12 protein-coding genes are annotated in these 12,368 nt (G+C 54.2%); 9 read left to right on the top strand and 3 right to left on the bottom strand.

The features are described 5' to 3' along the window. Nucleotides 1–57 precede the first annotated feature (57 nt). From L1P09_RS12590 to L1P09_RS12565, 6 genes are all read left to right on the top strand, one after another. Complete coding sequence (locus L1P09_RS12590) at nt 58–672, top strand: recombinase family protein (RefSeq protein WP_000904906.1); 615 nt, start codon at nt 58–60, stop codon at nt 670–672. 65 nt (nt 673–737) lie between these two features. Continuing rightward, on the top strand, nt 738–1,541 hold the full coding sequence (gene aph(3'')-Ib / locus L1P09_RS12585; RefSeq protein WP_010794532.1) for an aminoglycoside O-phosphotransferase APH(3'')-Ib: 804 nt from the start codon (nt 738–740) through the stop codon (nt 1,539–1,541). Beyond that, a complete protein-coding gene (locus L1P09_RS12580; protein WP_000480968.1) occupies nt 1,541–2,377 on the top strand; it encodes an aminoglycoside O-phosphotransferase APH(6)-Id in 837 nt (278 codons plus the stop codon). Before aph(3'')-Ib ends, L1P09_RS12580 begins: the two co-directional genes overlap by 1 nt. Nucleotides 2,378–2,485: 108 nt before the next feature. Further along, on the top strand, nt 2,486–3,325 hold the full coding sequence (locus L1P09_RS12575; RefSeq protein ID WP_026014172.1) for a universal stress protein: 840 nt from the start codon (nt 2,486–2,488) through the stop codon (nt 3,323–3,325). Then, nucleotides 3,325–3,684 (top strand): TraR/DksA family transcriptional regulator, encoded by a 360-nt coding sequence (locus tag L1P09_RS12570; protein WP_003090764.1) that lies wholly within the window; start codon nt 3,325–3,327, stop codon nt 3,682–3,684. The genes L1P09_RS12575 and L1P09_RS12570 overlap by 1 nt, the downstream gene beginning before the upstream one ends. A gap of 45 nt (nt 3,685–3,729) precedes the next feature. Continuing rightward, on the top strand, nt 3,730–4,692 hold the full coding sequence (locus tag L1P09_RS12565) for an SdiA-regulated domain-containing protein (protein ID WP_010794530.1): 963 nt from the start codon (nt 3,730–3,732) through the stop codon (nt 4,690–4,692). A gap of 45 nt (nt 4,693–4,737) precedes the next feature. On the opposite strand, the gene L1P09_RS12560 is transcribed toward L1P09_RS12565, so the two are convergent. Further along, on the bottom strand, nt 4,738–5,262 hold the full coding sequence (locus L1P09_RS12560) for a DNA-binding protein (protein WP_235768917.1): 525 nt from the start codon (nt 5,260–5,262) through the stop codon (nt 4,738–4,740). 178 nt (nt 5,263–5,440) lie between these two features. Between L1P09_RS12560 and L1P09_RS12555 the strand changes: the two genes are divergently transcribed. Both L1P09_RS12555 and L1P09_RS12550 read left to right on the top strand, forming a co-directional pair. After that, the gene (locus L1P09_RS12555) at nt 5,441–6,391 is read left to right on the top strand and encodes a site-specific integrase (RefSeq protein WP_235768916.1); all 951 of its coding nucleotides are present in this window, start codon (nt 5,441–5,443) and stop codon (nt 6,389–6,391) included. 153 nt (nt 6,392–6,544) lie between these two features. Continuing rightward, nucleotides 6,545–6,961 carry a helix-turn-helix domain-containing protein gene (locus tag L1P09_RS12550; RefSeq protein ID WP_235768915.1) on the top strand — a complete coding sequence of 139 codons (417 nt, stop codon included), beginning with the start codon at nt 6,545–6,547 and terminating at the stop codon, nt 6,959–6,961. 552 nt (nt 6,962–7,513) lie between these two features. Here the strand turns inward: L1P09_RS12550 and L1P09_RS12545 are convergent. After that, nucleotides 7,514–8,599 (bottom strand): protein kinase domain-containing protein, encoded by a 1,086-nt coding sequence (locus L1P09_RS12545; RefSeq protein ID WP_119369889.1) that lies wholly within the window; start codon nt 8,597–8,599, stop codon nt 7,514–7,516. 22 nt (nt 8,600–8,621) lie between these two features. Between L1P09_RS12545 and L1P09_RS12540 the strand changes: the two genes are divergently transcribed. Continuing rightward, the gene (locus L1P09_RS12540; protein ID WP_147406350.1) at nt 8,622–9,056 is read left to right on the top strand and encodes a hypothetical protein; all 435 of its coding nucleotides are present in this window, start codon (nt 8,622–8,624) and stop codon (nt 9,054–9,056) included. A gap of 449 nt (nt 9,057–9,505) precedes the next feature. Here the strand turns inward: L1P09_RS12540 and L1P09_RS12535 are convergent, their stop codons facing one another. Further along, a complete protein-coding gene (locus L1P09_RS12535) occupies nt 9,506–12,337 on the bottom strand; it encodes a DEAD/DEAH box helicase (RefSeq protein WP_233444359.1) in 2,832 nt (943 codons plus the stop codon). Between the last annotated feature and the right edge of the window lie 31 nt (nt 12,338–12,368).

Below are 12,368 nucleotides of genomic sequence, written 5' to 3'. Positions count from 1 at the left end.
TCCAGAGGTCAATGCAATCGTGGCCGAAGCGCCGCCTCAAACCAACGTTTGTGATACATGCTGATCGGATATGCCCGCGTCTCCAAAGCCGATGGCTCGCAGTCTCTCGACCTGCAGCACGACGCCTTGCGCGCCGCAGGTGTCGAACGGGACAATATCTATGATGATCTTGCTTCCGGCGGTCGTGATGATCGCCCTGGCTTGACTGCCTGCCTCAAGTCATTGCGTGACGGCGATGTGCTGGTGGTCTGGAAGCTCGATCGCCTCGGACGATCGCTTGCCCATCTGGTCAACACGGTGAAGGAGCTGTCAGACCGCAAGATCGGCCTGCGGGTTCTGACTGGAAAGGGCGCTCAGATCGACACCACGACTGCGTCCGGTCGCATGGTGTTCGGAATCTTCGCCACCTTAGCCGAGTTCGAGCGGGATCTGATCCGAGAGCGCACCATGGCGGGTCTCGCCTCCGCGAGAGCGCGCGGTCGCAAGGGCGGACGAAAATTCGCGCTCACCAAAGCTCAGGTGCGTCTCGCGCAAGCCGCCATGGCCCAGCGCGATACTTCAGTTTCCGATCTCTGCAAGGAACTCGGCATCGAGCGCGTCACTCTCTACCGATATGTCGGTCCCAAAGGCGAGCTCAGAGACCATGGAAAGCATGTTCTCGGACTTACGTAGCAACTCGTTTCTTTTCGCAGGTTGAGCCACCTCCGCGCTTCATCAGAAAACTGAAGGAACCTCCATTGAATCGAACTAATATTTTTTTTGGTGAATCGCATTCTGACTGGTTGCCTGTCAGAGGCGGAGAATCTGGTGATTTTGTTTTTCGACGTGGTGACGGGCATGCCTTCGCGAAAATCGCACCTGCTTCCCGCCGCGGTGAGCTCGCTGGAGAGCGTGACCGCCTCATTTGGCTCAAAGGTCGAGGTGTGGCTTGCCCCGAGGTGATCAACTGGCAGGAGGAACAGGAGGGTGCATGCTTGGTGATAACGGCAATTCCGGGAGTACCGGCGGCTGATCTGTCTGGAGCGGATTTGCTCAAAGCGTGGCCGTCAATGGGGCAGCAACTTGGCGCTGTTCACAGCCTATTGGTTGATCAATGTCCGTTTGAGCGCAGGCTGTCGCGAATGTTCGGACGCGCCGTTGATGTGGTGTCCCGCAATGCCGTCAATCCCGACTTCTTACCGGACGAGGACAAGAGTACGCCGCAGCTCGATCTTTTGGCTCGTGTCGAACGAGAGCTACCGGTGCGGCTCGACCAAGAGCGCACCGATATGGTTGTTTGCCATGGTGATCCCTGCATGCCGAACTTCATGGTGGACCCTAAAACTCTTCAATGCACGGGTCTGATCGACCTTGGGCGGCTCGGAACAGCAGATCGCTATGCCGATTTGGCACTCATGATTGCTAACGCCGAAGAGAACTGGGCAGCGCCAGATGAAGCAGAGCGCGCCTTCGCTGTCCTATTCAATGTATTGGGGATCGAAGCCCCCGACCGCGAACGCCTTGCCTTCTATCTGCGATTGGACCCTCTGACTTGGGGTTGATGTTCATGCCGCCTGTTTTTCCTGCTCATTGGCACGTTTCGCAACCTGTTCTCATTGCGGACACCTTTTCCAGCCTCGTTTGGAAAGTTTCATTGCCAGACGGGACTCCTGCAATCGTCAAGGGATTGAAACCTATAGAAGACATTGCTGATGAACTGCGCGGGGCCGACTATCTGGTATGGCGCAATGGGAGGGGAGCAGTCCGGTTGCTCGGTCGTGAGAACAATCTGATGTTGCTCGAATATGCCGGGGAGCGAATGCTCTCTCACATCGTTGCCGAGCACGGCGACTACCAGGCGACCGAAATTGCAGCGGAACTAATGGCGAAGCTGTATGCCGCATCTGAGGAACCCCTGCCTTCTGCCCTTCTCCCGATCCGGGATCGCTTTGCAGCTTTGTTTCAGCGGGCGCGCGATGATCAAAACGCAGGTTGTCAAACTGACTACGTCCACGCGGCGATTATAGCCGATCAAATGATGAGCAATGCCTCGGAACTGCGTGGGCTACATGGCGATCTGCATCATGAAAACATCATGTTCTCCAGTCGCGGCTGGCTGGTGATAGATCCCGTCGGTCTGGTCGGTGAAGTGGGCTTTGGCGCCGCCAATATGTTCTACGATCCGGCTGACAGAGACGACCTTTGTCTCGATCCCAGACGCATTGCACAGATGGCGGACGCATTCTCTCGTGCGCTGGACGTCGATCCGCGTCGCCTGCTCGACCAGGCGTACGCTTATGGGTGCCTTTCCGCAGCTTGGAACGCGGATGGAGAAGAGGAGCAACGCGATCTAGCTATCGCGGCCGCGATCAAGCAGGTGCGACAGACGTCATACTAGATATCAAGCGACTTCTCCTATCCCCTCGGAACACATCAATCTTACCGGAGAATATCGTTGGCCAAAGCCTTAGCGTAGGATTTCGCCCTCTCCCGCAAACGACCCCTAATTGCCTGTATCGACGGTTCCACCTCGGCTCCAGCTGTTTGCGACTACGCGGCCTGGGCCAGTCTGAGCCTGGAAGCGCCGCTGACCTTCCTGCATGTGCTGGATCAGCGCCAGTATCCGGTTGCAGCAGATTTGAGTGGCAACATTGGCCTTGGCAGCCGCGAGCACCTGCTTGATGAGCTTGCTTCCCTGGATGAACAGCGCGGCAAGTTGGCCCTTGAACAAGGGCGAATCATGCTTGCAGCCGCGAAAGAACGGGCCGTGAATGATGGTGTGCGCGCACCGGAGTCCAAGCAGCGACATGGCGATTTACTGGAGAGCTTGCAAGAGCTGCAAAGTGAAACGCGCTTGCTGGTTATCGGTCGCCAGGGCGAGTCTAGTGGCGGTCTGAGTCAGCATGTCGGAAGCCAGCTGGAAAGCGTTATTCGTATCATGCACCGGCCAATCCTGGTCACCCCGGCCAACTTCCAAAAGCCCAAGAGCGCGATGCTGGCATTCGATGGCGGCGCTACAACCCGCAAGGGTGTGGAGATGCTGGCAGCCAGCCCGCTGCTGAAGGGGCTGCCGATCCATCTGGTCATGGTTGGGCCCGTGAACGACGAAGCGTCCGCGCAGCTGGACTGGGCGCAGAAAGTGCTGATCAACGCCGGATTTACCGTTCGCGCTGAGACTCGGAGCGGTGAAATAGAACGTACCCTGCACGCCTATCAGAAAGAGCATGGCATCGATCTGCTAGTGATGGGGGCTTATGGACACTCACGTATCCGGCAGTTCCTGGTCGGCAGCACCACTACCAGCATGCTCCGTACCACCACCAGTCCGCTGTTACTGCTGCGCTAATGAGCCTGGACGACGCCCTCGATCTTGCCCATTTCAAGACCCTACTGGAACAGCGGGCTGCCGAGCTGGATCGATTGCTGGGAGACGCTGAGTCTCGCTCGCAATCGGTAGAGCTGGATCAAAGCAAGGTGGGGCGTCTATCGAGAATGGACGCACTCCAGCAACAAGCGATGAACGATGCGATCCGCAGTCGTGCACGGCATGAACGTGTCCGTCTCCAACTGGCCCTCAAGCGCTGGCACGAGGGCGACTATGGCTGGTGTAACCAATGCGGCGAGTTGATCGCCTCGGGCCGTCTGGAGTTCGATCCGGCCACGCCGTTGTGTATCACCTGTGCCAGCCGCGCCGAGTCGGGTTGAAACCATCACGGCTCGTGGCGTCAGTCTGATTTAACGAGGCTTCTAATGTATTTGATGGCTAAAAACTGGCTGGGCCGAACACGGAAAGTAAGTGTTTGGATGTGGGCGCTTGTATGCCTTGTGTTGCTCACCGTATTCCAAGTACGTACTCATCACCTTGATGATCGTCTGTACTTTTGGATCAAGACCCACTGGCACACAGACGATTGGCAGGAGCGCTCTGTGTGGCTGCCTGGCTATCGGGTTGAGCTGGATGCTAAGGCGGTTCCCGGTGTGGACAACAACCTTTCGGGCCTGACCTTCGATCCTGACCTAAATCTGCTGTGGGCGGTTACCAATGGCCCGAACGAGCTGCTGGCCCTCAGTCGTGACGGTGACGTGGAGCGACGTTACAGCCTGGATGGCTTCCACGACGTGGAAGCGGTGTCCTATGCCGGCAACGGTCAACTGGTCATTGCCGAAGAGCGGCGGCAGAGCCTGGTTATCGTGGATATCCCCATCGACGAATACGGTAAGCTTTCTCCTGATCGACCATTGAGCCTAGACCAGTATTCAGCGCTAACCTTGGCGCTTGGCAAGGAGGACAACAAAGGCCTTGAAGGGCTCGCCTACGACCTAAAAGGTGATCGTTTGTTTGTGACCAAGGAGCGTGACCCCCGGCAATTACTGGAAGTGAGCGGCCTTCGTGCCAGCCTGGAAGGAGGCGTTTCCCTGCACGTCCGCGACATGTCCAACCTAGTAAAAGACAAGGTGTTTGCCACTGACTTGTCTTCGGTTGTATTCGATCAACAGAGCGGCCATCTGATCCTGCTCAGCGACGAGTCGAAACTGCTGATTGAAATGACCGACGAGGGCAAGGTGGTGAGTTTCCGCTCCTTGGCGAGGGGGTTTGCTGGTTTGCTGAAAGGTATACCCCAAGCCGAAGGCGTAACCATCGACGATGAAGGGTATTTGTACGTGGTCAGCGAGCCGAACTTGTTCTATCGCTTTACCCGCGAGACAGATTGACCAGTCAACAAGCTACAGTCAGGCGTGGCCGGGACGCTTGAACTGTTAGCGTACGATTTTTTCCGAATTCTGCGGGCTCCCCTCCTGTATCCGCAGCTCCAGATCGGCGCAGCTTTGGCTGATACGAGCGTTTCGGGTGATCTCCGCTTGGAGTGATGACTGAGACGTTCTCAATTCTTCAGCCTGGGCCGCCAATGCCACGTCTCGGCTAGCTACGACCTGCTTGGTTTTCTTGAGCTCCGCTTCCAGTTCGCTTACGAGCTGATCCTTGGCAGCGATGCTTTGCTGATGGGCCAGCCTCTCCTGCGCCAGGGCTACATTGCCCTCCTCCAGCACGCGTTTAAGTAGCTGACTGACCATCGCGGTTAGCTCGTCACTTAGGCGGTCTGGGGCAGCCTGAGGGCGCACATCTGCGGACTCCAGCTCCTGCATATACCGCGAAATAGTGGTCTTCGACCCTGTATTTCCGAGCTCAACGCGCACCGCATCGATGCTCGGATTGACGCCGCGGGCCAGCAACGCAGCTCGCGCCTTCTGCACCAAAGCCTTGTTAATGCCCCCGCGAGCCATATTCTCTCCTACTATTTCGTAATGTGTTACATAACACGTTAATACGTGACATCTTAGCTTATTTTATGACCAATCAGGACATAGATTTAAAGAGTAAATAATGGAGAGTTATGTGTTCTTATAGGTTGAAATGGTTCAGAATCGTGTCCAGATGGGGTACGAATCGCAGGTTTGGCAGATGGATAAGGCGCAGCGGTACCTGACTGCGGGTACGCGGGACAACACCCGCAAGAGCTATCGAGCAGCCGTAGAGCACTACGAATCAACGTGGGGCGGCTTCCTGCCGGCGACTTCAGAGGGGATCGTTCGATACCTGGCGGAGTATGCGGAGACGCTTGCCCTCAGCACGTTGAGGCAGCGGCTTGCCGCTCTGGCGCAATGGCACATCACCCAGGGCTTCCCCGATCCAACCAAGGCGCCTCAGGTTCGGCAAATGCTCAAAGGCATCCGCGTTGTTCATCCTACGCAGCAGAAGCAAGCCGCCCCTCTGCAGCTGCGCCATCTGCAGAAAGCGGTCGGCTGGCTGGATAAGCAAGCCGGCCTGGCGATTGAGGCGGGTGATTACCGCGGCCTGATGCGGCACCGGCGCGATACCGCATTGCTGCTGATTGGGTTTTGGCGGGGGTTTCGTAGCGATGAGCTGGCAAGGCTGCGGGTAGAGACGACCCAGGCAGAAGCCGGCGTGGGGATTACGTTCTACCTGCCCTATTCCAAAACCGATCGTGATCACCACGGCAGCACCTTCCATACACCGGCGCTGAAGCAGCTCTGTCCAGTCGAGGCCTATATCAACTGGATCACTGTTGCAGGCATTGCGGATGGGCCCGTGTTCCGCAAGCTCGATCGCTGGGGAAACCTTTCTGATACAGGTTTTAGGGCCAGTAGCATGATCCCTCTGCTGCGAAGAATTCTGGAGGCTGCGGGCATCCCCGCCGCGACCTACAGCAGCCACTCGATGCGTAGGGGCTTTGCGACCTGGGCATCGGCGAACGGGTGGGACATCAAAGGCTTGATGAGCTATGTGGGGTGGCGAGATATGAAATCTGCTTTGAAGTATGTGGATGCCACCAACTCTTTTGGCAGCCTGGCTGCTCAATCACCAGGGATCGATACCCTTACAAAGCTCTAAACCCCCGCTCAAAATACGATACACCTGGATAAAAGGCAGGTGGAAAACACCGTGTTAGACTCTCTGCTGATGGCAACGCTTTGACGGGATAGCCCCACACCAAGGAGCCTAAATAGCTGTGCGGCCTGAAGATGCAATGAATAGGATGATTTCATGAGCCTGAAAGCCTCCTTCGCCACTGTGTTGCGTGCGGTACGCGGCCAGCGCAATGTTTCCCAGAGGGATTTCGCGGACACGATCAGTCGTACCTACCTCTCCAAGTTGGAAACCGGCCGATCAAGTGTCACCTTAGACAAGCTTGAGCAACTGAGTGAGCGGTTAGGCCTCAGCCCGTTGACCTTGCTTGCGTTGACCATCAGTGAAAGCACTGGTCAGTCGAGCGCCGAACTGATCGAAAAACTCTGCTCGGAAATTCGAGGCCTTGCTGCAAAGGATGGAACGCGGCCGCTGAATTCCTCGACACCTCCCCGCCTAACGGCAGCATCGCCTCAACAATTACGACACCTGACGTGCAAAAGTCGCACTGCTACTGTACCCGCTGAGCAAGCGGAGCTGGTATTCGTTGATTAGGTGGCGCTTTCATGTCGAGCTAAAAAACCAAGTGACTTAACCGCCTCTTGGATGAGGTCGGCTGTGCACTGGTGGCTCGAAGACAAATTGAAATGGCGGCCATCAAGGGCGCTTCAACTGAAATTCTGATGATAACTTTCGCGGCCCTGTAGCTGGGCTAAACAGCACCTAGCTCTTAGCCACCCGGGCAAAAAAAGGGGCCGTGAGTTCGGCCCCTTTGCATCCTCAACAGTCTAAGCGCGGCCATCAGGCTGGGAGTGTCTGATCTGCCTCATCGACTTCTTTCTTCGGAGCAAACTCCATAGCGCCAATTGGAAATTCGGAACGGACTGAAATTGACTTTCAGTCCTCTTGTAACTCTCTACAATCCACGTCCCGAATCGATGGTGCGAAAAATCGTTGCTTCCAAGGCTCTCATAGCTTCTATGGCGGAGCCTGTTTAGGCCAACGAACCAACTGCTTACTATTAGTTAATTCCAGCGTTTAAGCGGAAGGCCTATTTGCGCACTCGGAATTTAAGCCTGCGCCAGAGTTTCAAAAACTACATAAATTCTAGTAGATATATGCAAGTGGATCCGTTTCAAAAAACTTCCAATGCACCTCATCGAAACCATTCGGGTCATCTAAAAAACGCTGAATCATGCCATAGTCGGCAGGTTCAAAATCTTCTTCTATGATAAGCCAAAGCGCCTGCCTGGCTGTTTGGATAGACATTCTTGCTCTTTGATCTACCTTAAGCAGGCGCCCTATCAGCCCGCGCAGTATACTAGACTTACCTCCGGCGTGGTGCTGAAGCTGCCAGAGCCTGGAATCAACGTTCGACTCGATCCGTCTCATAGCTTGAGCGAACTGACCTATATTGGTGAATGAGAACATGTCCTCCCCAGTTACTAGCCTATACAACAACAAGCCCATTGCCCAAGAGTCATATTTTGGCACATGTTCACCCCACTCATCCCAGTCCTTGAAGGTTTCCGGAGGAAGATTATAAAAAGAGTTGGTAATCTCACGACCTATTCCGTTTCGAATCGTGACCATATCAGCATCAGGCTCTTCATAATAATCTGAGGTGGTACAAGACTGCCCCCAATCTAAAATAATAGCCTTGTAATCAGGAACACGAGATCGCATGTCAACGACCTCGTCCAGCAGCATTATATTGCCCGGATGGAGATCACGATGAGTCGTAGATATTCCATAATATTCAGATGCCCCAAAAACCCGATATGCGATCAGTAGGCGATCAGACAAGCTACTTGCTGCCCAATGGTTTTCAATCCATTCGGACAATAATACACCATTAATTTTTTCAGTGACTAGATACAAGACCCGCCCATCAAAGATCTCGCCATGTGCAAGATACTCGGCGGTTTTTTTTATAATTCCATTCTGTCCAGCACGCGCCTTGAGGAATCTCGCCTCATTTCGAAACCGGGCCTTTTCGAGCTCTGACCTAGGACAGATAGCCATCTTAATGAACACCTGCCTGCCAGTCTGTTCATCCACCCCATAGAAAGCGGTAGAACTCTTTCCGCCAGACACCTCCTCTACAATACGATACCTTTGCTCCAAAAGGTCAAGACCCGCCAGTACAAAAAAATTATTAATTTTGACATCGGAATCAGTTTTATTTATCATGATGAATTTCTAGGGAAAGATAATGCCAAAAATATTTCGTGGATTTTCGCAATTACTGGAAGAACAGCAGCAACTGAACATCTTTTATCACAAACCCCGCGCTCCACAAAATACTGATTCTACAGTTCACGAAATCGCGGATCTTTGGTTTTTTAGAAATTTTGGAGCACTTGCACGTAGTAGGTCGCTTATCTGCACGACCGACTTCACTCAGGCACGCTCATACGGCGCCCTGTATCAGATAATTCCGGAAAGCCCTACAGCAATCATTTACAGCCCACTGGTTAAAGACTTTTACGAGCATCATTGTGAGCTAGATGATTACACAGAGCCAAACATCATAAGATGGCTAGAAACCAAAAAATTCGTCCACGTGGAAAGCACTGGTGATATCGATCCTAATTTTTTGGGAGAGGTCATGGTAATGTGTGAAAAATATAGAGCAATACGCAGCTAGATTGTAAGACCTTGGCAGATAAAACAGGCCCAACAACCCGAATCACTAGTCCTTCGACCTCAAAACTCTGATTAATCGCCAACGATTCCGTACTACCAGGGCTAGACCCTGAGTAGGCGGCTATTTCAATGGCAAGCATCCGCCCCGCACACCGAAAAGTTCAGCACTCGTACCGACATTGCAAAAATGGCTGAACTGGTAAGATACATCGGGTTCTCGATCGCACTCGCCAACCGCAAGTCATCCCAACATATGATAGACCCTGCCCACCTAGCAGCGGGCTTTCTTTTGTCCTCAAACTCTTGATGGCCAAGGTGTTTATGGACTGCACTGCCTAGGTCAATTGACCGAGGCTTCATGTAAGAGAGTAGCGACTGGCATTGGAGTGCCGGCACCTTGCAAGCGCCGGCACCCACTCCGCAGGATTGCTCGGGACATAGCTCCTGCATTCAGCGGGGAAACGTCCAGGCCGCTCCTGCCCAATCAAGGTTTTCAGGTATCAGGAACTGATTGCTCAGCTCGGCCAACCGTTTGTTGGCCACCTCATCGGCTGCATTAAAAAGCGCTTTCGATAAGGGTGCTGATGTCGTTTGTGCACTGAAACGCGCGGGCGTCATCAACCAATTACTGGCCTCTGGAGAGTTGATCTTGATTCCCCCCTGCCCGGCCAAAATAGTCACAAACTCCTGGCGCACACGATTCCCCTGCGGGCCTTGCCAGCGAAGCATCGCTCCTAGCAATGCGCCATCTTCCCTCCCTAGGCTTGGTGCGCAAACAGATCCTGCCAGGCCGTCAAAGTCATACAAACATGCTTTGGCAAGCAGGTACTGCATCAATTGCGAGGTCAAATCCAACATCTGGATCTCTGGGCGACGAGCAGCGAGCTCCCTGTCAACGGTGACATCCATACGCGACGAAGTTTTTCTGCTGCGTCCCAGCTCTTGCATGACCAGGTCAGGCAAGCGAATTCGCAAGAGCCGCGGTTCGTTGCTAGGAACAGAGATTTCAACACCAAGCTGGCCGAACATGCCTATGACAAAGCTTTGGAGATGATCGATGTTAATTGCCACCTGATCCCCCAATTCGTTGATGTCGTTAGTCGCGGCATGGGCGAAGATTTCCCTCTGCTTCTCAGCAGCCCGCTTGGCCTCCTCCAAGGCAGCGTCAATACGCTCGCTGGTACGTTCGATACCTAGCTTCGTTGCTTGCTGAAGGATGTCATCCACATCGATGAGATCCACCAATTCGCCGAGGATTTCGTCCTTCAGGCCTTCGTTGAATTCATGATGCTGAACCTCAGACAAATCATCGACAACGCTATCGATCCGCTGGTACATCAGATCAACGATCTCCTGATCCAGACTATCGGACTGCTGGATGTTGAACACAACGACCTTCATCTTCTGCCCATAGCGATACAACCTACCAATCCGCTGGACAAGGCGCATGGGGTTCCAGGGCAGGTCATAGTTCACCATCATGTGGCACTGTCTCTGTAGGTTGATACCCTCACCACCCGCCTCGGTGGAAATAAGGAACCGACCCTGCGTCTCAAATTGAGCGATCGCCTCTCGACGCTCCACGTGCTGCATGGAACCATTGATGAGCGCGACTTTGTCCTCACCAAAGCGGGCCGCCAGTGCATCCCTTAGATAGCGCTGTGTGGTTCGGTACTCGGTGAAGATCAACACCTTCTCTTCAGGGTTCTTCGCATGGATTGCCCCGATGACCTTGTCGAGAAACTCCGTGAGTTTCAAATCTTTCGCCATGAGCAGCGCAGCGTCATCGATGAGCTGCTTGAGGAGCTGAATCTCCCCTGCGAAGAACTCTTCTGCCTCACCACTGACCTGCTCTTCCCACTCCCCCGCATAGCGCTGATCAGCCGGTGCACTGGATATCGTGTCTTCACCAAAGTTGTCCAGCAACCGCTGAAGTCGATTCCGAAGAGCCTGGTGGATCGCAGCTGCACTAGACACGGCGAGTTTGCGGTACACCGTCATCACAAAGCCAATAGCGTTACCTGTCTGACCTAAAGCCTCGCCTGCGGCATACCCTTTGCGCAGGTAGTGCTGCAGGGTCTGATCGAAGTCAATCAATTCCTGGCTGCTGGATACCCGCAGCGCAGAGGTAATTTTCCCCTCAAAAATGAAGCGTCCATCAGCATCGGTGACGTCTGCCTTGTGATTGCGGTAAACCATGTCACGCAGGATTTCGGGCTTGAGGCTGAGCATTTGAAGCTCTTCCCGCCGTTCCGGGCGCAGCAACTCAAGCAACGCTACGAACTTGTCCTGCATACCCTGGTGAGGAGTCGCACTGAGAAGCAGCATGTGCTCTGTGCGGCTCCGAAGCGCTTTGGCAAGATCGTAGCGCTCAGAACTCTCGTATTTCAGGCCGTACTGGCGACGACTGAGTCGGTGACCTTCATCGAAGATGACCAAATCCCAAGGCTCTGCCTGGAGCAGGCTTTCGAGGTGATCAGGTTGCTTGAGGCGATCCAGCGACCCAATCACACAGTCGTGCATCTTCCACTGGCGCGGCTCGTTGACGAAGAAATCCTCATGATAGATTTCAAAATCTTCGAGCTTGAATTTGTAGTACAGCTCATCTTGCCATTGCTTGGTTAACCCCGCGGGCGTGATCAGGAGGATGCGTTTCACACGCTTTCGCTGAATCAGCGCGTGGAGCAACATGCCCGTTTCAATCGTTTTGCCCAGACCAACATCATCGGCGATCAACCAGCTCAGATTGTTCGACGCGAGGATGTGATGCACCAAGTTGATTTGATGTGGCAGCGGGTCAATTTCCAGGTGAGACAGGGATCCCGTGTTCTCATTCCATACTTTGATGGCGTGAGCGAGCAACCGCAGTCGTACACGCTCAGCGTCCGGCTCGCCCCCCATCTGAGCGGTCACAAACCGATGCCTTACACCCTTAACCTGACGTAGGTACTGGTACGGCAGCCAGTGTCGCTCTCCCTTTTCAGGGAAATCCACGAGCGCCTGCTCGCTGCCAGCTAGGTCTCTGAGCTGCATGATCGCGCCCTGGCCTAGCGAGCGAACACCTGTCCCGGGCGTCGCGTCGAGGACGTCTTGGCCATTCACAAAGCCCGATTTCAGGGCATCAGAATCAACGAAGCTCGCACTACCCGCTCGAATCCAGTGAACTTGGGTCTTCCCAGTCTCGGGGATTGCCATCTTGACGACACCAATCTCCTCTTCGCCACCGGGACGTAAGCGCTTAACCCAGCAACCCTGTACGTGAGTAAGTTCAAGCGGCTTCATGCAGTACTCCCTGTGAGTCCAATTTACGAGT

The sequence above is a fragment of the Pseudomonas juntendi genome (genome assembly GCF_021560075.1).
Classification (GTDB): Bacteria; Pseudomonadota; Gammaproteobacteria; order Pseudomonadales; family Pseudomonadaceae; genus Aquipseudomonas; species Aquipseudomonas juntendi.
Note: the sequence above shows the minus strand (reverse complement) of the source record. Positions and strands in the feature narration are given on the sequence as shown.